Source organism: Shinella sp. 1A1 (assembly GCF_055379515.1).
This window is the reverse complement of record NZ_AP039671.1, coordinates 996,748-1,020,893: the sequence shown is the minus strand read 5'-3', so window position 1 is coordinate 1,020,893 and position 24,146 is coordinate 996,748. Positions and strand designations below refer to the sequence as shown.

The window sequence follows — 24,146 nt, the reverse complement described above, 5'->3', positions numbered from 1 at the left end:
CCGTAAACTGACGAGACCGAAGAATCCATGGCTTCCCGCGCATATAGCATCCCGAACCTCCTCACCTACGGCCGCATCCTGGCCGTTCCGCTGATCGTCCTCTGCTTCTTCATCGAAGGGCGGCTGGAGTCGTCGGACTTTGCGCGGTGGACGGCCTTCTGGCTGTTCGTCGCGGCATCCATCACCGACTATCTCGACGGCTATCTCGCCCGCATCTGGAACCAGACGTCCAATATCGGCCGCATGCTGGACCCGATCGCCGACAAGCTGCTCGTCGCCTCGGTGCTGCTGCTGATGGCCGCGGACGGAACCATCGCCGGCTGGACGATCTGGGCGGCGATCATCATCCTGTGCCGCGAGATCCTCGTTTCGGGCCTGCGCGAATATCTCGCCGACCTCAAGGTGAGCGTACCCGTGACGCGCATCGCCAAGTGGAAGACGACGATCCAGATGCTCGCCATCGGCTTCCTGCTGGCCGGCCCCGCCGGCGACAAGGTGCTGCCCTATACGACCGAGATCGGCATCGTGCTGCTCTGGGTCGCCGCCGCCATCACCATGTATACCGGCTACGACTATTTCCGCGCCGGCCTGAAGCATATCGTGGACGAGTGAGATGACACGGCTCGTCTACTTCGCCTGGGTGCGCGAACGGATCGGCAAGGGCGAGGAAGACATCGACCTGCCGGCCTCCGTGACCACCGGCGGCGAACTCCTGCGCTATCTCAAGACGCTCGGCGAGGACTATGCCCATGCGCTGGAGCACGACAAGGTCATCCGCATCGCGATCAACCAGGAACATGTCGAGCACGACGAGCCGATTGCCGGCGCCCGGGAGATCGCCCTCTTCCCGCCGATGACGGGAGGCTGAGCCGTGACCGGCCGCGCCCCGGCACCGGTTACCGTGCGTGTCCAGACGGACGATTTCGACATTACGGCCGAGACGGCACGGCTGACAGGTGGACAGGCAGCGGCGGGCGCCATCGTGACCTTCACGGGCCTCTGCCGTGACGAGGGCGGACGGCTTTCCGCGCTGGAACTGGAGCATTATCCGGGCATGGCGGAAGCCGAGATCGGCCGCATCTGCCATGAGGCCGTCGAACGCTTTTCCCTCCTCGGCATCGCTGCCATCCACCGCGTCGGCAGGATCGCGCCCGGCGAAAACATCGTTCTCGTCATCGCCGCCGCCCCGCACCGCCACGCCGCCTTCGACGGCGCCTCCTTCGTCATGGATTACCTGAAGACCTCCGCGCCCTTCTGGAAGAAGGAGCACTTTTCCGACGGAAGCGAAGGCGGTTGGGTTGATGCCAAGGAGAGCGACGACCGGGCGCGGGGGAAGTGGACCTAGCGGGACGGTTGCCGTCGTGCCTTGCGTCATCCTTGGGCTCGACCCGAGGATCCACAGCCCGCGGCACGCCCGCTACGGCACCAGCCGCTCCCGCCGGAAGATCACCAGCAGCAGCACCAGCCCGGAAAAAATCACGAGGTCCCGCCAGAGAAACGCGCCATAGGCGCTCCAGACGGTTTCGGCCAGGCCCATCGCGGCCCCGCCGAGCGCGGAGCGGAGCGGAGCCCCTGCCCCGCCGATGGCGGCGATGAAGAGCACCTTGACGCCGAAGACCATGGCGGCGCCGAAATCCATGTTTCCATAGTAGGAGACGGCGAGAATGCCGGTGATGCTGGCGATCAGCGCCGCCGCGGCATAAGCCGTCAGGAATATCGCGCCCGCATCGACGCCGCAGAGCGCCGCCGCCGCGCGGTCCTGCGACACCGCCCGCCAGCGCCGGCCCCAGGCCGAGCGGACGAGGAAGGCATGGCCGATGGCGACGATGGCCACCATGGCGGCCGTGTTGACGAGCTGCAGGACGGTCAGCACCACGGGAAAGCCGGGGTTGTCCCAGAACACGACGCGTGTGCCGAGCAGCGGCGGCAGCCAGAGGCTTTTCGTATCCGAGGCGAGCCGCGCGGTCTCCATCAGCACAAGCACGATGCCGAGCGCGGCGACCACGACCGTATTGTCCGAGGAAAAGGCGAGCGGCCGCATGACATGGCGCCCGATGAGAAGGCCCGCGCCAACGCCGTAGAGCAACGCGGCTGCCGCGCCGAAGGCGAGCGCGGCCGGCAGGACCAGCCAGAGCCGCGTCCAGCCGACACTCGCGAAGAGCACGAACATCTGCGCCGCGAAGGCGAAGAGCGCGCCATAGGCCACATCCGCCCGGCGCGTGACCGCGAATGCAATGGAATAGCCGAAGGCGAGCGCCGCATAGAGCGCGGCCACGGGCGCGGCATTGGCGATCTGCTGGAGAAAGTAGGCCATGGCGGCTCCCGCATTTTTTCAGAATTATAACTGGTAAAATTGCGTTTACCAGTTAGAATATCGCATGACCTTTTCCTGGACCCCGCATCGCTTTTCCGGTGGCGTGCTTGCGCTCGATGTCGCCAATTCCGTCGTGCTGCGCGCCGATCCCGAACGCCGGATCGACCGTTTCGCCGATCCGGCGGTGATGGATGCCTTTGCCGCCGGCGCGAACCGGCACGGGGCGGAGCGCGCCCTCCTCGGCCCGCTGGAGCCCGTTGCCCCGGAGGCGCGCGAGGGGCTGGTCAGGCTTCGCGAGGCGATAGACCGGCATTTTCGCGCCGAGGTGGCGACCGGCACAAGGCCGGCGCTGCTCGCCGATCTGCTGGAGGCGGCGGCCGCGACGCTGCGCCTTTCGGGCGAAAGGCCGCAGGCGCTCGATACCGCGACGGCGCACTCGGCCCTGCTGCTGATCGCCCGGCCGGAGCCGGAGCGACTGAAGATCTGCCCGAACTGCGGATGGCTCTTCCTCGACCGCAGCCGCAACCGCTCGCGCGCCTGGTGCGACATGGCGGTCTGCGGCAACCGCGCGAAGGCGAGCCGGCATTACCGCCGCAATCGCGAGGAGGCCCGACCATGAGGAAATATCTGGCGATCCTGCTGCCGCTTGCCCTTGCGCTCGCCGCCTGCCAGCGCGAGACGGGCGGCGATCCCTTGAAGCTGACGGGCAAGATGTTCGTCTTCAACTACCGCCTCGCCTATGCGACCTATCTCGTCACGCTGGAGCAGATGACGCCCCTGCCCGACGGCACCGTCGTCAAGGCGGAATTCGAGAACCCGGCGGGCGGCGCGGCGCTGACGCTGGAGCGCAGGATCTTTCCCAACCTGCCGAAGGTGGTGCTGGAAAGCCCGGACGTGACCTGCGTGAAGAAGGCGCGGCCCTACAAGGTCACGATCGCGGTGGTGGGGCCGGACGGCGGCACGCTGCAATCGATCGAGACGCAGGTGACGTCGAGCGCCGACCAGAGCATCCTGCCGGCAAAGGCCCTTGTCGTCGGCCCCGGCTATGACAAGAACCCCGAGGTCTTCAAGGACGGCAAGGCGCCCGCGCATTTCGAAATGGCGAAGTGCTCCAAGTAAAACGGCCGTTCGGCCACGGCTCCATAGGGCCGATAGAACCCTGAAACCTCTCCTCCGTCATGCTCGGACTGGCATGGCCCCTCGGCTCAAGGCCGAGGGTGACGCTGGCGGGCGGGGCGGCGTTCTAGACAAACGAAAGAACCGGAGCCTTGCGGCCCCGGTTCCCGAGTCATTTCAAAGGTTTCCGGCCTCAGCCGGACAAACCGATTCAGCCGACGATTTCGGTGTCGGAGAACCAGTACTTGATTTCCTGGGCAGCGGTTTCCGGGGCGTCGGAGCCGTGGACCGAATTTTCGCCGATCGACAGGGCGTGCGTCTTGCGGATGGTGCCTTCGTCGGCATTGGCCGGGTTGGTGGCGCCCATGACTTCGCGGTTCTTGAGGATCGCGTTCTCGCCTTCGAGAACCTGGACGATCGTCGGGCCGGAGGTCATGCCTTCGACGAGTTCGCCGAAGAACGGACGTTCCTTGTGAACGGCGTAGAAGCCTTCGGCTTCGCGGCGGCTCATCCAGACGCGCTTGGAAGCAACGACGCGGAGGCCCGCATCTTCAAGCATCTTGGTGATGGCGCCGGTCAGGTTGCGCTTCGTCGCGTCCGGCTTGATCATCGAAAAGGTGCGTTCAATCGCCATTTTCCCGTTTCCCTTGGTTTTCCGGTGAAAGTGGCGGTTCCATAGCCGCCAACGCCCCGCAAAACAAGAGGGTGGCAGCTTTTGCCGGTCCTGGCCTCAAACTTTCATGCAGCCGTCACACGATGGCCGGCACCGCCGTGAAGGTCGAGGCAGCGGGCGAACCAGAGCGCGACGGGGTCGTCTTCCTCCAGCACCTTCGTGCCCGCCGTCGTGCGCAGCCATTGCAGCGCGCCGAAGACGATATAGTCGGCAAAGAGCGGTCCCTCCCCACCGATGAAGGGCTGCACCTTCAGCATGTTGCGCAGGGGCTGGAGCCTTTTCGCAAAGCCTTCGATCTCCGCCGCGCCGGCGGCGGCGATGTCCTCCAGCGAGGCGCCGAGCCGCGCCTCACGGCTGCGGCGGAAATAGGCCCGGTCGACCGGCCCGAGCATGTCGTGGATATCGAGGATGGCGATGCGGGTGACGGCCATGTGCAGGGTCGACTGCGACCAGGTCTCGATGAACCGGGCCATCGCCCGGCCGCCCTCCCCGCCGAACAGGGTCGGCCGGTCGGGATAGGCCTCGTCCAGATAGACGGCGATGTCGAAGCTGTCGCGCACCAGCCGGTCACCGTCGCGCAGCACCGGCACCGTCGCCGTGCTGCCGTCCTCGATAGCCGGGATATCGGTGAAGCCCACCGGCACCGTCTCGTAGTCGAGCCCCTTGTGGGCGAGCGACATCACCGTCTTCCAGACGTGGGGCGAAAACTGGCGGGCCTTGTCCGCGCCGGCGAGCGCATAGAGCAGTCGTGTCATGGCAACCTCCTCGATCGATCCGGCCGCATAGGAGCGCAGCGCGGCACCCGGCGCAAATCAGATAATTTCATGGATGGCATTCACGCGCGATATCGCAGGCCGGTCTATAGTCCGGCAAACCACGGAGACAACGATGCTCGACCACTATCGCATGTATGCCGCCTACAATGGCTGGGCCAACCGCCTCGTCTATGCGGAGACCGCCAAGCTCGACGATTCCGACTATCGCAAGAATCTCGGCGCCTTCTTCGGCTCGCTGCACGGCACGCTGAACCACCTGCTTGCCGCCGACCGAATCTGGATGAAGCGCTTCACCGGGGTAGGCGATGCGCCCGGCCGGCTGGACGCCATCCTGCACGAGGACCTGGCAAGCCTTACGGCCGCGAGGGGGACGGAAGACGCCCGGCTCGCCGCCTTCATCGATTCGCTTACGGAGGAGCGGATCGCAGCGGATTTCACCTATAGCCCGATCACCAATCCTTCGGTCGTCACTCATTCTCTGCGTGCGGCGCTGACCCATGTCTTCAACCATCAGACCCATCATCGCGGCCAGTGCCACGCCATGCTGACGGCGCTCGGCGGGCCGAGCCTGTCGCTCGACCTCATCTACTTCCTGCGGACGGAGGGAACGGAATTCCTATAAATTTTAGGGTGAATGGCATCTTCCTGTTCCTGCAACAGTAGTGATACAGTCGAGGAGTATGGAAGCGCTCGACACCGATTTGGGGGCTGTACCACCCTGTCACCCAGGTGACAGGCACGGGCGATCGGTGATGGGATAGTCGCTGCCATTGGGGCCAATGCCGAACGGCACGCGCCTCGCCCGGAGAGAGGAAATACAATGGCAAGAACGAACGAAGAGTGGGCAGCCCTGCTCGGCAGTACGCTTTGCAAGATGGCCCGCGTTTACGGCACGGACGCCCCGAACGCCTACCTGCCGGAAGAATGCTATCCGGTGATCGAGAAGACATTCGACGTCGCGCTGGACGAGGCGCGGGCCGAGGGCTACGCCGCCGCCATGCGGGAATTGCAAAACAGGACGTTGCGCGCCAACAATGCGCGGCGCCCGACGGTGATCAGCCAGATGATGCGGGTGATCCCGCTCGCCCGGCGCACGGCCTGACCGTCCGCAGGTTGTGGCGGGCGGGGCGCCTGCCCATCGCCCGCCGGACAGCCACGTCCCTGACATTCGTCAAGTGCGGTCGAATCCTTGGTTCAGCACACGCAAAATTAACCGCGCAATCCGATAGTTACGCCGACAGATCCCAGCGGGCAGGCCACCGCCGCCCGCGCCTACCTTACGGCGTTTCATGACCAGCAAGGCACAACCCGCCCCCAAGGACGCGCAGTCCCCCGTACCGCCGATCATGGCGCGCATCGCCCATGTCATGGCCAGCCTCGGCATTGCCGCGCTGCCGCGCAACTACGAGCTTCTCTTCGAGGCGCTGAACGGCAATGCGGGCGTCTCGCGCGAGATCGCGGCGCTGGGCAAGGCGCCCGAGCAATCGGCTCTCGATTCGATCGCGCTGCGCCATTCGCTGCCGAGCCACAATGTGCTCGCCGCCGGCCAGGCCGCGGGCGAAGCCGTGCGCCTGCTCACGGAAATCTCGAAGACGACGGAGGAAAACCAGCGCCAGCGCGCCGCTGCCGTGCTGGAGCTCGAGGAGATCGCCGCACGCATGAACCGCGACCCGGTGCTCGGCATTTCGGATTTTTCGGGCGATGCGGTGCGCCTGCTCTCGCTGGTACAGGACATCCTCGGCGCCGACAGGGCCGCCTCCGCGCGCATCGACGACCTCCAGAACCATCTCGACGGCCTGCGCTCCGGCCTTTCCGTCAGCCGCGCGGCGCTGACGCACGATCCGGTAACGGGCCTTGCCAATCACGCCGCCCTCATCGGCCGCCTGAAGGACTTCTTCCAGAAAGAGGCCGGCGAAAGCACCTCCGCGCTTCTCCTCTTCCGCGTCGAGCAGCTGAAGGAATTTGCCGAGACGCATCCGGCGGGCGCGGCGGAAAAGACGCTGAAGCGGCTTGCCGCCATCTTCCGCCAGTCGGTGAAGAAGCACGATTTCGTCGCCCGCACCGGGCCGGACCTCTTCTGCCTCCTCCTCAGCGATGTCAGCCGCGAGATCGCCGTCACCATCGCCCGGCGCATCGCGGTGCGGGTCGCTGAAAAGCCGTTTCCCTTCATGGACCGCGAATTGCCGGCCGGCTTCCTGACGCTGACGGCCGGGGTCTCGCTGAGCGATTCGGCAAGCTCGCCCCCCATGCTCTACGAGCAGGCGGAACAGGCGCTCGCCTATGCGGGGGAAAGCGGCATTGCGCTGCGCATCTATTCGGCCGAGGTGTCCGAGCGGGCGGGCCGGCTCTACCGGGCGGGCGCCGCAGGCTGAGCCACCTTCCCTTTTGACGTTTTTCCCGGCCAAAAGCGCTTCGCACTTTCGCGGGAATTGCTCTATAGAGCCGGCATGATCACGATTTCCGGCCTCACTGCCCGCGTCGCCGGGCGTCTTCTCATCGACAATGCCTCCGTTTCGCTGCCGAGCGGCACGAAGGCGGGTCTTGTCGGGCGCAACGGCACCGGCAAGTCCACGCTGTTCCGCATCATCACCGGCGACCTCGCCCCGGAGGCCGGCACCATCTCGCTGCCGAAGAACGCGCGCATCGGCCAGGTGGCGCAGGAAGCGCCGGGCACGGACGAAGCGCTGATCGAGATCGTGCTCGCCGCCGACAAGGAGCGCGCCAGCCTCCTCAAGGAAGCCGAGACGGCGAGCGACCCGCACCGCATCGCCGAAATCCAGACGCGGCTCACCGATATCGGCGCCCATTCGGCCGAATCGCGCGCCGCCAGCATCCTTGCCGGCCTCGGCTTCGACCACGAGGCGCAGCAGCGCCCGGCGAAAAGCTTTTCCGGCGGCTGGCGCATGCGCGTGGCGCTCGCGGCCGTGCTGTTCTCCGAGCCGGACCTGCTGCTCCTCGACGAGCCGACCAACTATCTCGACCTCGAAGGCACGCTCTGGCTGGAAGACTATGTGAAGCGCTATCCGCACACCGTCATCGTCATCAGCCACGACCGCGACCTGCTGAACACCGCCGTCAATTCCATCGTCCATCTCGACCAGCAGAAGCTCACCTTCTACCGCGGCTCCTACGACCAGTTCGAGCGCCAGAAGGCGGAGGCCGACGAATTGCAGATGAAGGCGAAGGCCAAGAACGACGCCGCGCGAAAACATCTGCAAAGCTTCATCGACCGCTTCCGCGCCAAGGCGACCAAGGCCCGGCAGGCACAGAGCCGCATCAAGGCGCTGGAGCGCATGGGCACGGTCGCCGCCGTGATCGAGACGCATGTCCAGCCCATCACCTTCCCCGAGCCGGAAAAGCAGCCCGCCTCACCCATCATCGCCATCGAGGGCGGCGCGGTCGGCTATGTGCCGGGCAAGCCGATCCTCAAGCAGATCAATCTCAGGATCGACAACGACGACCGCATCGCGCTGCTCGGCTCGAACGGCAACGGCAAGTCGACCTTCGCCAAGTTCATCTCGGGACGTCTCGACGCCGAGGCCGGAGCCATCAAGAAGGCGCCGAACCTCAAGATCGGCTTCTTCGCGCAGCACCAGCTCGACGACCTCATTCCCGACCAGTCGCCCGTCGAGCATGTGCGCCGGCTGATGCCGGAAGCGCCGGAGGCCAAGGTCCGCGCCCGCGTGGCACAGATGGGGCTTGCGACGGAAAAGATGTCGACCGCCGCCAAGGACCTTTCGGGCGGCGAGAAGGCCCGGCTCCTCATGGGCCTTGCCGCCTTCGACGCGCCGAACCTGCTTATTCTCGACGAGCCGACGAACCATCTCGACATCGACAGCCGCCGCGCGCTGATCGAGGCGCTGAACGACTATGAGGGCGCCGTCATCCTGATCTCGCACGACCGCCACCTGATCGAGGCGACCGTCGACCGACTCTGGCTGGTCAATGACGGCACCGTCAAATCCTTCGATGGCGACATGGAGGATTATCGCAGCCTCATCGTTCAATCCGCCAGGAAAGACGACAGGGACAAGACCGCCAATGGCGGCGAGGCGAACAAGGCCGAGCTGCGCAAGGCCAATGCCGACCGGCGCGCGCAGCTTGCGCCCTTGAAGAAAAAGATCAACGAAATCGAGTCCCTGACGGCAAAGCTGCAGAAGCAGATTCAACTTCTTGACACCGAGCTTGCGGATCCGATGCTCTACGAGAAGAGCCCCGCCAAGGCCGCCGAGAAGGCCAAGCTGCGCTCCATGGCCGTCGACAGGCTGAACGATGCAGAGGAGCAGTGGCTGGAGCTCTCCGCCGAGTACGAGGATGCGATGGCGGGCTGAGGGCCGCCCCGGCTCCTTCCCCGGAAACGCCTGAAAAACAGGCAGATTGTGCAGGCTGCCTCTAAGACGAAAGTCGTAGCGCGCGGCTTTCGCCTTCCCTCCTCGCCGGGTTGAAACGCCGAACCCGCCGTGGTTAGCTTCCGCCCGATGGCACGAAAGCGGGATGGGACCCGCTCGTCATTGGGAGGAAAACCATGGATCGTCGTTCATTCATCCGCAAAGCCGGTGTCGCCGGCGTCGGGGGCGCTGCCGCCACGATGCTTGCCGCACCGGCCATCGCCCAGAGCAGCCCCAAGATCAACTGGCGCCTCGCCTCGTCGTTCCCCAAGTCGCTCGACACGATCTATGGCGGCGCGGAGGTCCTTTCCAAATACGTCTCCGAGGCGACGGACGGCAACTTCCAGATCCAGGTCTTCGCGGCCGGTGAAATCGTGCCCGGCCTCCAGGCGGCCGATGCGGCATCGGCCGGCACGGTCGAGGCGGCGCATACGGTTTCCTACTATTACTGGGGCAAGGACCCGGTTTGGGCGCTCGGCGCGGCCGTGCCCTTCGCGCTCAACGCGCGCGGCATGAACGCCTGGCAGTACCATGGCGGCGGCATCGACCTCTTCAACGAATTCCTCGCGACGCAGGGCCTCATCGGCTTTCCGGGTGGCAATACCGGCGTGCAGATGGGCGGCTGGTTCCGAAAGGAGATCAAGACCGTCGCCGACATGAAGGGCCTGAAGATGCGCATCGGCGGCTTTGCCGGCAAAGTCGTCGAAAAGCTCGGCGTCGTGCCGCAGCAGATCGCCGGCGGCGACATCTATCCCGCGCTCGAAAAGGGCACGATCGACGCGGCCGAATGGGTCGGCCCCTATGACGACGAGAAGCTCGGCTTCTTCAAGGTCGCGCCCTATTACTACTATCCCGGCTGGTGGGAAGGCGGCCCGACGGTGCATGCCCTCTTCAACAAGGCGGCCTTCGAGAGCCTGCCGAAGAACTACCAGTCGCTGCTGCGCACCGCCTGCCAGGCGACCGACGCGGACATGCTGCAGAAATACGACTATCTGAACCCGGCCGCCATCAAGCGCCTCGTCGCCGCCGGCGCGAAGCTCAGCCCGTTCAGCCAGGAGATCCTGTCGGCCTGCTTCGACGCGTCCAACGAGGTCTATGCAGAGATGGAAGCCTCGAACCCGACCTTCAAGAAGATCTGGGACTCGATCAAGGCCTTCCGCGGCGAGTTCTACCTCAACGCCCAGATCGCCGAATACAACTACGATACCTTCATGATGATCCAGCAGCGCAGCAACAAGCTGTAGGGGCTGGCGGAAGCAGAGACGGAAAACCCCGGGGCAGCGATGCTCCGGGGTTTTCGTTTGTTGCCATATTGCCGGAGATGGCAGCGCCTGCCATGCCCCTCATCCGCCTGCCGGCACCTTCTCCTCGCAAGCAGGGAGAAGGTCGCGGCAGCGGGATGAGGGGCAGGCTCCCCCAGCCCCTCAATTGAACGACGGCGGGCTCGACAGGTCCGTGGCGGGCTTCTGCTCCGTGCCGGGCTGGCCGCCTTCGGCCGGCTTCTCGCCGCCGCTTCCGTCCAGCGGATTGCCGGCCGGAAGCTGCAGGCCGCCGGGAAGGCCGAGACCGCCGCCGTTGTCGGGTAACGTGAGACCGGTGCCGAAGCCGGGCACCTCGATCTTGATCGTCGCCGGATCGACGCCGCTCCCCTCGCCCTTGTAGTGCATGACCATGCCGGGGAAGAGGATGGTGAGCGCGACCATGAGGATCTGGATGCCGACGAAGGGCACCGCGCCCCAATAGATCTGCCCCGTCGTCACCGGCTGCGTCAGCTTGCCCGTCACCTTGTCGAGATAGGGCACCTTCGCCGCAACCGAGCGCAGGTAGAACAGCGCGAAGCCGAAAGGCGGGTGCATGAAGCTCGTCTGCATGTTGATGCCGAGCAGCACGCCGAACCAGATGAGGTCGATGCCGAGCTTGTCGGCGGCGGGCGCCAGCAGCGGCACGATGATGAAGGCGAGCTCGAAGAAATCGAGGAAGAACGCCAGGAAGAAGACCAGCAGGTTCACCCCGATCAGGAAGCCCGTCTCGCCGCCCGGCAGCGAGACCAGCAGGTGCTCGACCCACAGATGCCCGTTGACACCGTAGAAGGTGAGCGAGAAGACGCGCGCGCCGATGAGGATGAACAGCACGAAGGCCGAAAGGCGCGTGGTGGAGGTCAGCGCCGAACGGACCACCTCCATGGTGAGCCGTCCCTTGGCCGCCGCCATGGCCAGCGCGCCGACCGCGCCCATGGCGCCGCCTTCCGTCGGCGTCGCGATGCCGAGGAAGATGGTGCCGAGCACAAGGAAGATCAGCGCCAGCGGCGGGATCAGCACGATGATGACCTGCTGGGCGAGCCGCGACATCATGTTGATGTTGAGCGACTTGTCAGCCAGCGCCACGATATAGATGAAGATCACGCCGACAGTCGCGCCGAGGATGTCGGCATTCTCGCCATGGGTCGGGGCGAGGTAGACATGGGCGGCATAGGCAAAGCCGGCTGCAACCACGAGCGCGATGGCCAGCGACGTCACGCCCGAGCCCAGCGAACGCGCCTCCAGCGGCAAAGCCGGCATGGAATCCCGCTTCAGGAAGGTCATCAGCAGGATGTAGCCCATGTAGAGCCCGGTCAGCACGAGGCCCGGGATGAGCGCGCCGGCATACATGTCGCCGACTGAGCGGCCGAGCTGGTCGGCAAGCACGATCAGCACGAGCGAGGGCGGGATGATCTGGGCGAGCGTGCCCGAGGCTGCGATGACGCCCGAGGCGATGGACCGGTCATAGCCGTAGCGCAGCATGATCGGCAGCGAGATGAGGCCCATGGCGATGACGGACGCGGCGACGACGCCGGTGGTGGCCGCCAGCAGCGCGCCGACGAAGATCACCGCATAGGCAAGGCCGCCGCGGATCGGCCCGAAGAGCTGACCGATCGTGTCGAGCAGGTCCTCGGCCATGCCGGATCGTTCGAGCACGATCCCCATGAAGGTAAAGAAGGGGATGGCCAGCAACGTGTCGTTCGACATCACCCCCCAGAGCCGCTCCGGCATGGCATTCAGCAGCGGCCAGGAGAGGTTGATCGAATCGGAGAGCGGCGCGAGCTCCACGCCGATGACGAAGAAAAGCAGGCCGTTTGCCGCGAGCGCGAATGCCACCGGATAGCCGAGCAGCAGGAACACGATCAGCGAGACGAACATGATCGGCGCGAGGTTTTCCGCAATGAACTCGATCATGCGCCCTTCTCCCCGGCAACGGCGTCTTCGAGGGGAGCGTGCGTGGGGTTGTAGGGCGTCGGATCGTCCATGTCGCCGCGCATGATGGCGATCTTCTTGACGATCTCCGATACGCCCTGGAAGGCGAGCAGCACGAAGCCGGCGAGCAGGATGGCCTTGGCCGGCCAGACGATGAGGCCGCCGGCGCTCGACGAGCCCTCGCCCGAGCGGAAGGACATCACGACATAGGGAACGAGGTAATAGACCATCAGCAGCACGAAGGGCATCAGGAACAGGAGATGACCGAGAAGGTCGATCCAGTGCTGCACCCGGCGCGAGAACTTGCCGTAGACGACGTCGATGCGGATATGCTCGTTCTGCGCCAGCGTATAGGCCGCGGCGAGCATGAAGGCCCCGCCGAAGAGGTACCATTGCGCCTCGAGCCAGGCGTTGGACGATGTGTTGAACACCTTTCGCACGATGGCGTTGCCGGCGCTGACGAGAACGGCGACGAGGATCAGCCAGCCAACGGCCTTTCCGATATTTTCCGTGATCGCGTCGATGAGCCGGCTGAGGACCAGCAGCGTCTTCATAATCAATTCCTCCCCGCCCGGCTTGTTATTTGTTTGGTGCCAGACAGAGTCAGAGTGCCGATTTCAAAGCCCGTTTCAAGCACAAAGCCCGGTTTTCCCGCTCTCAGCCGCCGTCTTAGACGAAAGGCGAATGCGGCTTTAAGGCCGTTGCACAAAGGATAGGCAGCGGGAGGCATCGCTGCGGCCTTGCTCCCGCCGAGGGTTCTGCTACAACAACGCCAAATCATCATACAAATGAGGGCGGAGCCATGTCCCCGATCAATCTCGCAATCGTCGGCGTCGGCAAGATCGTGCGCGACCAGCATCTTCCGGCCGTCGCGAAAAACGGCGACTACCGACTGATCGCCGCGGCGAGCCGCCACGGCACGGTCGAGGGCATCGACAATTTCAAGTCGATCGACGAGATGCTGGCCGCTGTCCCCGCCATCGACGCCGTATCGCTCTGCATGCCGCCGCAATATCGCTACGAGGCGGCCGAGAAGGCGCTTTCCGCCGGCAAGCACGTCTTCCTCGAAAAGCCGCCGGGCGCAACGCTTTCCGAGGTCGCCGACCTCGAGGCGCTGGCCGCTGCCAAGGGGCTTTCGCTCTTTGCAAGCTGGCACTCGCGCTATGCGCCGGCCGTCGAGGCCGCGAAGGAATTTCTCGCCGGCACGACGATCCGCTCCATGCGGGTGATCTGGAAGGAAGACGTGCGCCACTGGCATCCGAACCAGGAATGGATCTGGCAGGCGGGCGGCCTCGGCGTGTTCGATCCGGGCATCAATGCGCTTTCCATCGTCACCCATATCCTGCCGCGCCCGGTCTTCATCACCGCCGCGACGCTGGAATTCCCGGAAAACCGCGACGCCCCCATCGCCGCCTCGATGACCTTCTCGGACGCGAAGGGACTCGACCTTGCCGCCGAATTCGACTGGCGTCAGACGGGCAAGCAGAGCTGGGACATCGTCGCTGAGACGGATGCCGGCGAAATGGTGCTGTCGGAAGGCGGCGCCAAGCTCTCCATCGACGGCAAGCTGGTGCACGAGGAGCCGGAGCAGGAATATCCGATGCTCTACAAGCGCTTCGCCGAGATCATCAAGGCCGGAAAGTCCGACGTCGACCTCGCGCCGCTCCGCCACGTCGCGGATGCGTTCATGCTCGGGCGACGGAAGTTCGTCGATTCGTTCTACGATTGAGATAAGGCCCGCCTCCCGGCGGGCCTTTTTCGTTGGGCCGTCAGGCCGCGGCGGTGACCGGGCTTGCCCCCGGCCGCCTGAGCAGCAGCACCGAGAGCGCGGCCAGCACGCACATGAGGCCGGCGATCTGCAAGGCGGGCATGTAGGTGTTGTAGTCGCTCTTCAGGTAGCCCGCGCCGAAGGCGGCCGTCGCCGCGCCGAGCTGATGGCCGGCAAAGACCCAGCCGAAAACCAGTCCCGCCTTTTCGCGACCGAAATTTTCCGCCGCGAGCTTGACCGTCGGCGGCACCGTCGCGACCCAGTCCAGACCGTAGAAGACGGCGAAGACTGACAGTTCCAGCATGCTGAAGCCGGAGAAGGACAGGTAGATCAGCGAGAAGCCACGCAGCCCGTAGAACCAGAAAAGCAGGAAGCGGTTGTCGTAGCGATCCGACAGCCAGCCGGCGAAAACCGTGCCGAAGAAATCGAAGACGCCAATGACGGCGAGCGTGCTTGCGGCGGTTACGGCCGCCATGCCGAAATCACCGCAGATCGAAATCCAATGGGTCTGGATGAGGCCGTTGGTCGAAAGCCCGCAAACGAAGAAGGTGCCGAAGAGAACCCAGAAGACCGGATTGGCGGAAACGCTTTTCAGGGTGATGAGCGGTGCAAGCAAGGTGGCGCGCAGATTGTGATCCTGCCGGGGCGGCTTGACGATGGCCGTCTCGCCATAGGCCGGCAGGCCGACATCGGCGGGATGATCGCGCATCAGCAGAAGAACGAACAACATGGCGGCGGCGATGACGGCGACCGACAGCGTCAGCGCGATGCGCCAGCCATAGGCCTCGGTCAGCGCGGCAAGCAGCGGCAGGAAGACGAGCTGGCCGGTCGCTGTGCTCGCCGTCATCAGGCCGACGACGAGGCCCCGGCGCTTCGAGAACCAGCGGGTGGCGACGGTCGCGCCCAGAACCAGCGCCGTCATGCCGGTGCCGACCCCGATCACCACGCCCCAGAGCAGCAGAAGCTGCCAGACCTCGGTCATGAAGAAGGAGACGACGATGCCGCTCATGATGAGGACGAGTGCGGTCGTCACGACCTGGCGGATGCCGAAATGATTCATGAAGGCGGCGGCGAAGGGACCGAGTAGCCCGAAGAGCACGAGGCGCACGGCCATGGCGGAGGAAATCTCGGCGATATCCCAGCCGAACTCCTCGTGCAGGGGCAGGATCATGACGCCCGCCGAGCCCATGGCCCCGGCGGTCGCCAGCATGGTGAGGAAGGTGGTCGCGGCAACCACCCAGCCGTAGTGGAGGTTCCGGTCGGCCATCCATCTGGCGAGGTTTGCGGAGAACATGGTCGAAGTCCCTTTCCTGATCGCCGCCGGTGCGGTCGGGTTTGGAGCATCTGCTCAAAAATGCGGGCAGATACCCATTTCCTGTCGAAAAAATCAGAGCGCGGCAAGAAGCTGCCGCAACTGCTCGGCGCCGCCCGGCCCGAGCCGCGATTCGATATCGGCCTGAACGCCGTCCCATAGCGGTGCCCCTGCCCCGAGGATTGCGCGTCCCTCGTCGGTCACGGCCAGCGTCGCCTCGCGCTGGTCCTTGCCGGGCCGGATCGCCACCAGCCCCATGCGCTCCAGCACCTTGGCATTGCGCCCTACCGTCGAGCGGTCGAGTTCGACGCGCATGCCCAGATCGGTCAGCGATACGGGCGCCATGCGGTCGATGTTCCTGAGCAGGCTGAACTGCGCGATGTTCACGCCAAGCGGCGCCAGCGCCTCGTCGTAATAGGACGAGACCCGGCGCGAGGCCTTGCGCAGCACGATGCAGTGACACATGTCCTTGATCATTTCTCGGGTATATACCCACAATCATATCCGCGCAAGACGAAAGGCGCATCGCGCGGGGATGCGCGATGCCATCTTCGATGCCTCGGAGAAGGCGGCCGGATCAGGCCTTCTTCATCCAGCGCCCGTCGCCGTTCTGCTGCCAGTAGGTTAGCTGGTGCCCCTCGCCTTTCAGGCGCTTCCAGTGCTCGCGCGCGGTTTCCACCTCGCTCTGATCGTAGCCGTCGAACATGAAGATGACGCGCTCATAGGCGTCGAGCGGCGGCGGCGGCGCGCCGGCGACGAGGAAGCGGACGGTGGCGGCGTTCGGGTTGTCGGGCGTTGCCGTCAGGAGCACCGGCTGCTCTTCGGGAAATGCCTGCTCGTCGGTGCCGTGCGGCAGGAAGCTGTCCTCGCGGAAGGTCCACAGATGCGTGTCGAGCGCATCGCGGCGCTCGGCATCGCCCACCTGCACGACGACGCGCCAGCCGCGCTCCAGACTCTTGTCGAGCAGCGGCGGCAGCGCGTCTTCGAGCTTGGATTCCGTCAGGTGATAGAAGAGGACTTCGCTCACCTCTCCCTCACCCTTCGTAATGGGCGCGCACGAGCTCGTCGAGCAGGCGCACGCCGAAGCCGGAGGCCCAGGACTGGTTGATCTCGTCGGTCGGCGAACCCATGGCGGTGCCGGCGATATCGAGATGCGCCCAGGGCGTGTCCTTGACGAAGCGCTGGAGGAACTGCGCGGCGGTGATCGAGCCGGCATAGCGCCCACCGGTGTTCTTCATGTCGGCGAACTTGCTGTCGATCATCTTGTCGTATTCGCGGCCGAGCGGCATGCGCCAGAGGCGCTCGTTCGTCGAAAGGCCCGCGGCGGTGAGGCGCGCGGCGAGCGTGTCGTCGTTGGAGAACAGGCCGGCATGGTGGCTGCCGAGCGCGACCATGATCGCGCCGGTCAGCGTCGCAAGGTTCACCATGAATTGCGGCTTGAAGGTCTCGTTGCAGTACCAGAGCGCATCGCAGAGAACGAGGCGGCCTTCGGCATCGGTGTTGATGACCTCAATGGTCTGGCCGGACATCGACTTGACGATGTCGCCGGGGCGCTGGGCATTGCCGTCAGGCATGTTTTCCACGAGGCCGAGGATGCCGACGACATTGGCCTTTGCCTTGCGGGCCGCGAGCGTGTGCATGAGGCCGATGACGGCGGCAGCGCCGCCCATGTCACCCTTCATGTCCTCCATGCCGGCGGCCGGCTTGATGGAAATGCCGCCGGTGTCGAAGACGACGCCCTTGCCGATGAAGGCGACCGGCCGGTCCTTCTCCTTGCCGCCCTTCCAGTGCATGACCGCGAGGCGCGGCGGACGAACGGAGCCCTGCGCAACGCCGAGCAGGGCGGCCATGCCGAGCTTCTTCATTTCGCGCTCGGTGAGGATGTCCACCTCGACGCCGAGCTTTTCGAGCGCCTTGGCCTTGTCGGCGAATTCGACGGGGCCGAGCACGTTGGCCGGCTCGTTGACGAGGTTGCGCGCGAGGATGACGCCTTCGGCAACGGCTTCGGAGACGTCGTTCGCCTTCTTCGCCGCGCCGGCCTCGGCGGTGACGATCGTCACCTTGACCGCCTTGCCGTTCTTCGCCTCGTCGTCGTCGCTCTTCTTCGTCTTGTAGAGGTCGAAGCTGTAAGCGCCGAGCTGCAGGCCGAGGGCGAAGTCGGCGGCGTTCTTCCCCGTCACCGAGACGCCGGGGGCATCGAGATGGATCGCCACCTTCTCGGCGCGGCCGATCCTGCCGGCAGCGGCCCCGCCCAGCTTCAGCCAGTCATGCGCAACGAGCTTTTCCGCCTCGCCGAGGCCGAGCACGAGGATGCGGTCGACCGATGCGCCATGCGGCGCGAGAACATCGAGGCTCTTCAGCGCCTTGCCGGTGAATTTCGCAACGCCGGCCGCGCGAGCCACGGCGCCAGCCGGATCGACCTCGCCGATCGCCGCGGGCTCGCCGCCGGCGACCTGCAGAAGGATCGCGAGGTCACCCGCCCCGCGCGCCGTCTTTGCGAAACCGATGTCGAATTTGAAAGCCATGATTCACTCCGATATGGCCTTGCGGCCTTTTATTTCAGCCGCGCGGGCCACCGGGGCTTTCCGCGAATCGCGGGAAGCTCCATCTTTCGTTTCTGCCGTTCCACGTGCAAAACCGCCTTGCGCTTCTGCCGGAACGGCTCCAGTCGCATCAACTCCTTGTCGCTTTTGCGGCGCTTGGCAAGACGCGCCCGCTTGTTTAGAGATCGTTAAGCATGCTTGTTCGCCAGAAATTTTCCATCCGGGCGGACACTCTTCGCTATGGCGTCAGCCTCAAGAAAGCTTATATGCCCATTTGCAGTTCCGTTGACGGGCGCCTTGGGCGTGGACCGGAACCGCTTGTCGGACGTGCGGACTGAAAGATGAAACTGATCGAGCGCTATATCCTGCGGCGGGCGTCGCTCATGTTCGTCGCCACGCTCCTGCCCCTGCTCGGCATCGTCTGGGTCACGCAGGCGTTGACCAGCATCAACCTCGTCACCGACAGCGGCCAGTCGATCTTCGCCTTCGTGAAGCTCGCGACGCTGATCCTGCCGTCCGTCATTCCGATCATCCTGCCCTTCGCCCTCGTCATCGGCGTTTCGCAGACGCTGACCGTGATGAACGGCGATTCGGAGCTGACGGTGCTGAATTCGGCGGGCGCCTCGCGCGTCACGATCATCCGGCCGATCATGATCCTCGCCGTGGCGATGAGCTTCGTTTCCTTTGCCGTCGACAATTTCGTCGAGCCCTATTCGCGCATGGCCGTGCGCAAGATGATCGCGACGGCCCATGCCGACATGCTCTCCGCGGTCGTGCAGGAAAACACCTTCCGCAAGATCACCGACGGCCTCTATGTACAGGTCGCGGAGCGGCGCAACGGCGGCGTCCTGCGCGGCATCTTCGTTGCCGATACGCGCGATCCGCGCTTCGAGATGGTCTATTACGCCCGCGAGGGCGCCGTGGACGAGAAGAGCTCGGCACTGGTGATGAAGGACGGCGAGGTGCACCGCAAGCTGCCGGACGGCAACGTCTCGGTCATCCGCTTCGAATCCTATGCCTTCGACCTTGCCGACCTTACCCAGAGCGCCGGGCAGGCCAATATAAGGCCGAAGGACCGGGACCTGCCCTACCTTCTCGACCCCGACCCGGAAGACCCCTATTTCAAGCGCAATCCGGGCGCTTTCACCGCCGAGCTGCACCGCCGCTTCTCCGAGTGGTTGCTGCCCGCGGTCTTCGGCCTGATCGCGCTCGTCGTCAGCGGCGACGCGCGCTCACACCGTGAAGCGCGCATCCATCCTATGGTCACCGCGCTGCTGACGGCACTCTTCATTCGCTGGGCGAGTTTCTATGCATCGAACAATGCCGAGAACTCGATCGCCTTCACCGTGATCATGTATCTCATACCGCTCGTCACCGGGGGGCTCGCGATCCGCTATCTCGCGCGCAACAAGAGCCTGGAGATTCCGGCCACGCTCGGCGAAAGGCTGGCGGCGTTGCGCGCAAGGCTGCTTTCGCGGTTCATCAGCCCGGGTACGCCCTCCGCCGGCGGGGGCGCCAGCTCATGATTCGCACGCTCGGCCTCTATTTCTTCCGCCGCTACATCACCACCACGGTGTGGTTCCTGCTCGGCGTCTTCTCGCTGATCTTCATCATCGATTTCAGCGAGATGTCGAACCGCGCCGGCGCGCTGCCGCATTATACGGTCTCGATCGGCCTCCTCGTCACGGCGCTGCGCATCCCGACGATCCTCATGCAGACGGTGCCCTTCGTCGCGCTGTTTTCCGGCATGGCCGCGCTGATCTCGCTCAACCGCCGTTACGAACTGGTGGTGACGCGCGCGGCGGGCATTTCCGTCTGGCAGTTCCTGCGCCCCTTCATCGTCGGCGCCTTCCTGTTCGGCCTTGCCGCTGTGCTGGTGCTCAATCCGCTTGCCGCCTGGGGCAACAGGAAGTCGCAGGAGCTCGAAGCCTCCTGGGGCGCGACCAATGCACGGGCCGAAAACACCGTTCCATGGCTGCGCCAGATTTACGGCAAGGACCAGGCGATCATCGGCGCCAAGGCGATGCTCGACGGCGGCACGCGTCTTCTCAACGTCTCCGTCATCCACTTCGACCAGGCCGGCGGGATCGTCCTCAGGCAGGACGCCGACTCGGCCACTTTGGAAGATGGTTACTGGCTTCTTAAGAACGTCCGCGAGACTCGCATCGGCGAATTGCCGGTTCGTCTCGACGAGGTACAGCTTCGTACCAACCTGAAACGGGAATTCGTCCAGGAGAGCCTGGAGAAACCTGAAAACATTGCGTTTTTCGAGCTGGGACGAAAGATCGAGGCCGCCAGATCCTTCGGCTTCCCGACCTATGCGATGCAAACGCAGCTCCACTCGATGCTTTCGCTGCCGCTTCTCCTGGTTGCGATGACGCTGATCGCGGCCTGTGTATCGTTAAAATTTAGTCGGTTTAACCAATCGCGTGCGGTGATTCTGGGTGGAATCCTGTCAGGCTTCATGCTTTATGTCGTCACCGTGCTTGTGAAGGCATTCGGAAGCAGCGGTGTTGTTCCTCCGTTCGTTGCGGCCTGGCTCCCAGTGGTCGTCGCAATGTCCTTGGGCGCGACGATTCTTCTGCATCAGGAGGACGGCTAGTGGCGGCAGGCGACCGCAAAAAGAATCGGTGGTTGAAAGCCGCCCTGCTTGCAGGTGCGGCCACGTGCGCCCTCATGCCCGTCTTCTCCCTGCCCGCATATGCCCAGTCGCCCGATATCGGGACGATGGAGCCGAAGATTCCCGAAGGCAGCAAGCTGGTTCTTGCTGCCAACGAACTCGTCTACAACAGGGACAACGAGACGGTTGTCGCCCGCGGCGCCGTACAGATCAATTACGGCGGCTACCATCTCGTCGCCCGCGAGGTCGAATACGACCAGAAGACGGGCCGGCTGAAAGCCCGCGGCAATATCGAACTGATCGAACCGACCGGCAATCGCCTCTATGGCGAGGAGATGGACCTTTCGGACGATTTCGCCAACGGCTTCGTCAACGCGCTGCGCGTCGAGACCACCGACCTCACCAAGATGGCGGCCACCAGCGGCGAACGCGTCAACGACGAGGAGATGATCCTCAACCACGCCGTCTATACCGCCTGTACGCCCTGCGCCACCGACCCGACGCATCGCGGCGTCTGGGAGGTCAAGGCCGAGCGCATCGTGCAGAACGGCCGCACCAAAACGATCCGCCTCGAGCGCGCCCGCTTCGAGATGTTCGGCAAGCCGATCGCCTATATTCCGGTGCTCGAGGTGCCGGACCATACCGTCAAACGCAAGACCGGCTTCCTCTTCCCGAAGTTCCAGTATGCGCAGAAGCTCGGCTTCGGCGTGACGACCCCCTACTATATCGCGATCGCCCCCGACATGGACGCGACGCTGTCACCGACCGTCCTCACCAATCAGGGCTTCCTGATGGAGGCGGAATTCCGCAAGCGCTTCCATAATGGCCTGATAACGCTGCGCGCCGCCGGCATCCGGCAGCTGAACTCGGACGTCTTCACGGCCAATACGAGCGACCGCCTGGAAGACGGCTTCCGCGGCATGGTCGCCTCCACGGGTGAATTCAAGATCAATCCGCGCTGGGCGTTCGGCTGGAACGTGATGGCGCAGACCGACAACAACTTCTCGCGCACCTACGAACTTAACGGCCTGAACGACAAGACATATGTCAACCAGGGCTACCTGTCCGGCCTTGGCCGCCGCAACAGTTTCGACCTGCGCGCCTTCTATTTCGATGTCCAGGACGCCGACTCCGACAACAAGGCCGAGCGCCAGCAGGCGATCGCCCAGACGCTGGACCACGAATATATCGTGCCGCAGTCCGTGCTCGGCGGCGAACTCAGCGTGACGACGAACATCACGAACATCGACCGCGATCTCGCCGATACCTATACGACGCTCGGCGGGGTGGATCGCTTCCGGGGTCTCGAAGGCGGCATGACCCGCCTGACGAGCGAAGTGGAATGGAAGCGCCAGTTCGTGGTTCCGGGCGGCCTCGTCCTGACGCCTTTGCTGGCCGCGCGCGGTGATATCCATCGCCTTGATATGCGGCCCCCGAGCGGCGGCTTCGCCCCCTACGGCGGAGACTACGAATCAGACAGCAGTGCCACCCGTTCGATGCTGACGGCAGGACTGGAAGCACGCTACCCGATCCTCGCGACGACGGATTACAGTACCCATCTCTTCGAGCCGATCGCGCAGATCTACGCACGCCCGAACGAAGACCTTGCCGGCAGGCTGCCGAACGAGGATTCCCAGAGCTTCGTCTTCGATGCCACGAACCTCTTCGAACGGGACAAGTTCTCGGGCTTCGACCGGATCGAGGGCGGCACCCGGGCCAATATCGGCCTGCGCTACACCGGCACGTTCGACAATGGCGTGCTCCTGCGCAGCATCATCGGCCAGTCCTTCCAGCTCGGCGGCGTGAATTCCTTCGCAACGCCGGACCTCGTCAATGCCGGCGCGAATTCCGGTCTTGAAACGGACAGCTCGGATTATGTCGGCATGGCGGGCTTCGACCTGCCGAACGGCATCTCGTTCTCCACCAGCGCACGTCTCGACAAGGACGATTTCTCGCTTCGCCGCTCGGATACCGCCCTGCGTTACGATGGTGCCAAGGTCGCGACGGAATTCGTCTATACGCGCATTGCAGGGCAGCCGGATTACGGCCTGCAAAACAGCGCGAGCGAACTCCAGAGCAAGGCCGTCTTCAAGTTCCACGATTACTGGTCCGTCTTCGGGTCGCTGACCTACGACATCGGCAACCATGTCATCTCACGCGACGGGATCGGTATTTCCTACGACGACCGGGACACCGTCTTCTCGCTCTTCTACGAGCGCGAGCGGGACAGGGACGACAACACGGCGAACGACTGGTCGATCGGCGCGCGCCTGATGTTCCGTACCCTCGGTGACATCCGGGTGGGGGATTCCACGCTCACCGGCTTCGAATAGCGTTCGCTTGCCGCTCTTGTCATCGTTTGGCCGTATGTATTATGCATCCGGGGCAATAGACCGTTGCCGTCATGCGCTTTCGTGGCGTGGACCGGCGGGGCGAAATGGATTTGGATAGAGGGACTGGCATGATGGGCAGACAATCTCTGGTGCGTTCCATGATGGTGGGCGCTGCGCTTGCAGTGGCTGTGACGATCGCTGTCCCGATGGGTTCTGCCGAGGCAGCTACCTCGGTCGTCGCCGTCGTCAACAACACGCCGATCACCTCCGGGGATCTCGAACGCCGCGTCAACTTCCTGAAGCTGCAGCATGCCAAGGGCAACCTTCGCAGCAAGGCCCGCGAGGAACTGGTCGAGGAAGCACTGAAGCGCGGAGAGATTTTGCGTGCGGGGGCCTCCGTCAGCACCTCGGAAGTGGACGCCGCCTATGCGCGCTTTGCCTCCTCGAACAAGATGTCGCCCGACCAGCTCGGCAAGATCCTGAACCAAGCCGGGGTCGGACCGGAGCATTTCAAGCAGTTCATCGCCGTCCAGATGAGCTGGCCGCGCGTGGTCAATGCCCGCTTCGGCGGTTCGACCAACGGCAAGACGCTTGCCGAGCGCATGCAGGAGAACGGCGGCAAGAAGCCGGTGACGACGGAATATTTCCTCAAGCAGGTGATTTTCGTCGTGCCTGAAAAGCGCCGCAACGCGATCCTCGGCAAGCGCAAGGCGGAGGCGGAAGCCTCCCGTTCGAAATTCCCCGGCTGCGACCAGGCAAAGGCTTTCGCCGCGACGATGCATGACGTGTCGATCCGCGATCTCGGCCGCGTCCTCGCGCCCCAGATGCCGGACGACTGGAAGCCGCTGATCGAGAAGACGACCGGCCAGACGACCGGCACGCGCGTCACCGAACGCGGCGTCGAATATCTGGCGATCTGCAAGAAGCGGGAAGTCAACGACGACGTCGCCGCCGAGATGGTCTTCCGCGCGGAGGACATCGCCAATTCCAAGGGCAACAACGAGAACGACGAGAACAGCAAGAAGTACATCGCCGAACTGCGCAAGAAGGCGACGATCACCGAACGCTGATCC

Annotated in this window: 24 protein-coding genes; 15 read left to right on the top strand and 9 right to left on the bottom strand. The window is 64.5% G+C overall.

The features are described 5' to 3' along the window. The first annotated feature begins 27 nt into the window (after window positions 1-27). Genes pgsA through ACZ48C_RS05005 form a run of 3 tightly spaced genes read left to right on the top strand, consistent with a single transcriptional unit; the run spans window position 28 to window position 1,345 of the window. Window positions 28-612, top strand: a complete 585-nt coding sequence (pgsA, locus tag ACZ48C_RS05015) for a CDP-diacylglycerol--glycerol-3-phosphate 3-phosphatidyltransferase (protein ID WP_119258787.1) — start codon at window positions 28-30, stop codon at window positions 610-612. A gap of 1 nt (window position 613) precedes the next feature. Further along, window positions 614-868: a molybdopterin converting factor subunit 1 gene (gene moaD / locus ACZ48C_RS05010; RefSeq protein WP_119258788.1), complete on the top strand. Its 255-nt coding sequence runs from the start codon at window positions 614-616 to the stop codon at window positions 866-868. A 3-nt stretch (window positions 869-871) separates the two neighbouring features. Continuing rightward, window positions 872-1,345 (top strand): molybdenum cofactor biosynthesis protein MoaE, encoded by a 474-nt coding sequence (locus tag ACZ48C_RS05005; protein WP_464782379.1) that lies wholly within the window; start codon window positions 872-874, stop codon window positions 1,343-1,345. Between the two features lie 72 nt (window positions 1,346-1,417). Here ACZ48C_RS05005 and ACZ48C_RS05000 read toward each other — a convergent pair whose 3' ends face one another. Then, a complete protein-coding gene (locus tag ACZ48C_RS05000; protein ID WP_464782378.1) occupies window positions 1,418-2,314 on the bottom strand; it encodes an ABC transporter permease subunit in 897 nt (298 codons plus the stop codon). Between the two features lie 64 nt (window positions 2,315-2,378). On the opposite strand from ACZ48C_RS05000, the gene ACZ48C_RS04995 reads away from it, so the two are divergent. Together ACZ48C_RS04995 and ACZ48C_RS04990 are read left to right on the top strand one after the other, a co-directional pair. Continuing rightward, window positions 2,379-2,933, top strand: coding sequence for a CGNR zinc finger domain-containing protein (locus ACZ48C_RS04995; protein WP_464782377.1), 555 nt, complete (start codon window positions 2,379-2,381; stop codon window positions 2,931-2,933). Next, window positions 2,930-3,433: a hypothetical protein gene (locus tag ACZ48C_RS04990; RefSeq protein ID WP_464782376.1), complete on the top strand. Its 504-nt coding sequence runs from the start codon at window positions 2,930-2,932 to the stop codon at window positions 3,431-3,433. Before ACZ48C_RS04995 ends, ACZ48C_RS04990 begins: the two co-directional genes overlap by 4 nt. A gap of 208 nt (window positions 3,434-3,641) precedes the next feature. Here ACZ48C_RS04990 and ndk read toward each other — a convergent pair whose 3' ends face one another. Both ndk and ACZ48C_RS04980 read right to left on the bottom strand, forming a co-directional pair. Next, on the bottom strand, window positions 3,642-4,064 hold the full coding sequence (ndk, locus tag ACZ48C_RS04985) for a nucleoside-diphosphate kinase (protein WP_119259171.1): 423 nt from the start codon (window positions 4,062-4,064) through the stop codon (window positions 3,642-3,644). 104 nt (window positions 4,065-4,168) lie between these two features. Continuing rightward, a complete protein-coding gene (locus tag ACZ48C_RS04980; RefSeq protein ID WP_464782375.1) occupies window positions 4,169-4,858 on the bottom strand; it encodes a glutathione S-transferase family protein in 690 nt (229 codons plus the stop codon). Window positions 4,859-4,991: 133 nt separating this feature from the next. Here ACZ48C_RS04980 and ACZ48C_RS04975 point away from each other — a divergent pair, with 133 nt between their 5' ends. From ACZ48C_RS04975 to ACZ48C_RS04955, 5 genes are all read left to right on the top strand, one after another. After that, entirely contained in the window at window positions 4,992-5,501 is a 510-nt protein-coding gene (locus ACZ48C_RS04975; RefSeq protein ID WP_464782374.1) for a DinB family protein, read from the top strand. A gap of 198 nt (window positions 5,502-5,699) precedes the next feature. Next, window positions 5,700-5,981, top strand: coding sequence for a hypothetical protein (locus ACZ48C_RS04970; RefSeq protein WP_162911552.1), 282 nt, complete (start codon window positions 5,700-5,702; stop codon window positions 5,979-5,981). 187 nt (window positions 5,982-6,168) lie between these two features. Then, window positions 6,169-7,251: a GGDEF domain-containing protein gene (locus ACZ48C_RS04965; protein WP_464782373.1), complete on the top strand. Its 1,083-nt coding sequence runs from the start codon at window positions 6,169-6,171 to the stop codon at window positions 7,249-7,251. Window positions 7,252-7,326: 75 nt separating this feature from the next. Then, the gene (locus ACZ48C_RS04960; protein ID WP_464782372.1) at window positions 7,327-9,210 is read left to right on the top strand and encodes an ABC-F family ATP-binding cassette domain-containing protein; all 1,884 of its coding nucleotides are present in this window, start codon (window positions 7,327-7,329) and stop codon (window positions 9,208-9,210) included. 194 nt (window positions 9,211-9,404) lie between these two features. Next, entirely contained in the window at window positions 9,405-10,511 is a 1,107-nt protein-coding gene (locus tag ACZ48C_RS04955; protein ID WP_119259166.1) for a TRAP transporter substrate-binding protein, read from the top strand. A gap of 180 nt (window positions 10,512-10,691) precedes the next feature. On the opposite strand, the gene ACZ48C_RS04950 is transcribed toward ACZ48C_RS04955, so the two are convergent. Both ACZ48C_RS04950 and ACZ48C_RS04945 read right to left on the bottom strand, forming a co-directional pair. Beyond that, a complete protein-coding gene (locus ACZ48C_RS04950) occupies window positions 10,692-12,479 on the bottom strand; it encodes a TRAP transporter large permease (protein WP_424549340.1) in 1,788 nt (595 codons plus the stop codon). Next, window positions 12,476-13,051: a TRAP transporter small permease subunit gene (locus ACZ48C_RS04945; RefSeq protein ID WP_464782371.1), complete on the bottom strand. Its 576-nt coding sequence runs from the start codon at window positions 13,049-13,051 to the stop codon at window positions 12,476-12,478. The genes ACZ48C_RS04950 and ACZ48C_RS04945 overlap by 4 nt, the downstream gene beginning before the upstream one ends. Before the next feature lie 248 nt (window positions 13,052-13,299). Between ACZ48C_RS04945 and ACZ48C_RS04940 the strand changes: the two genes are divergently transcribed. Next, window positions 13,300-14,226, top strand: a complete 927-nt coding sequence (locus tag ACZ48C_RS04940; protein WP_454635145.1) for a Gfo/Idh/MocA family protein — start codon at window positions 13,300-13,302, stop codon at window positions 14,224-14,226. Between the two features lie 40 nt (window positions 14,227-14,266). On the opposite strand, the gene ACZ48C_RS04935 is transcribed toward ACZ48C_RS04940, so the two are convergent. The 4 genes from ACZ48C_RS04935 to ACZ48C_RS04920 form a co-directional block, all read right to left on the bottom strand. After that, window positions 14,267-15,559: an MFS transporter gene (locus tag ACZ48C_RS04935; protein ID WP_424549342.1), complete on the bottom strand. Its 1,293-nt coding sequence runs from the start codon at window positions 15,557-15,559 to the stop codon at window positions 14,267-14,269. Window positions 15,560-15,652: 93 nt separating this feature from the next. Continuing rightward, window positions 15,653-16,054 (bottom strand): MarR family winged helix-turn-helix transcriptional regulator, encoded by a 402-nt coding sequence (locus tag ACZ48C_RS04930; RefSeq protein ID WP_464782370.1) that lies wholly within the window; start codon window positions 16,052-16,054, stop codon window positions 15,653-15,655. A gap of 100 nt (window positions 16,055-16,154) precedes the next feature. Next, window positions 16,155-16,604 (bottom strand): DNA polymerase III subunit chi, encoded by a 450-nt coding sequence (locus ACZ48C_RS04925; RefSeq protein ID WP_464782369.1) that lies wholly within the window; start codon window positions 16,602-16,604, stop codon window positions 16,155-16,157. Window positions 16,605-16,611: 7 nt separating this feature from the next. After that, window positions 16,612-18,102, bottom strand: coding sequence for a leucyl aminopeptidase (locus ACZ48C_RS04920; RefSeq protein ID WP_119259159.1), 1,491 nt, complete (start codon window positions 18,100-18,102; stop codon window positions 16,612-16,614). A 359-nt stretch (window positions 18,103-18,461) separates the two neighbouring features. Here ACZ48C_RS04920 and lptF point away from each other — a divergent pair, with 359 nt between their 5' ends. The 4 genes from lptF to ACZ48C_RS04900 all read left to right on the top strand — a co-directional run bounded on the left by lptF (window position 18,462) and on the right by ACZ48C_RS04900 (window position 24,143). Continuing rightward, the gene (gene lptF, locus ACZ48C_RS04915; protein ID WP_119259158.1) at window positions 18,462-19,646 is read left to right on the top strand and encodes an LPS export ABC transporter permease LptF; all 1,185 of its coding nucleotides are present in this window, start codon (window positions 18,462-18,464) and stop codon (window positions 19,644-19,646) included. After that, on the top strand, window positions 19,643-20,722 hold the full coding sequence (lptG, locus tag ACZ48C_RS04910) for an LPS export ABC transporter permease LptG (RefSeq protein ID WP_454635149.1): 1,080 nt from the start codon (window positions 19,643-19,645) through the stop codon (window positions 20,720-20,722). Before lptF ends, lptG begins: the two co-directional genes overlap by 4 nt. After that, entirely contained in the window at window positions 20,722-23,073 is a 2,352-nt protein-coding gene (locus ACZ48C_RS04905) for an LPS-assembly protein LptD (RefSeq protein WP_464782368.1), read from the top strand. The genes lptG and ACZ48C_RS04905 overlap by 1 nt, the downstream gene beginning before the upstream one ends. A 128-nt stretch (window positions 23,074-23,201) precedes the next feature. Further along, on the top strand, window positions 23,202-24,143 hold the full coding sequence (locus ACZ48C_RS04900; RefSeq protein ID WP_464782367.1) for a SurA N-terminal domain-containing protein: 942 nt from the start codon (window positions 23,202-23,204) through the stop codon (window positions 24,141-24,143). Window positions 24,144-24,146: the final 3 nt, after the last annotated feature.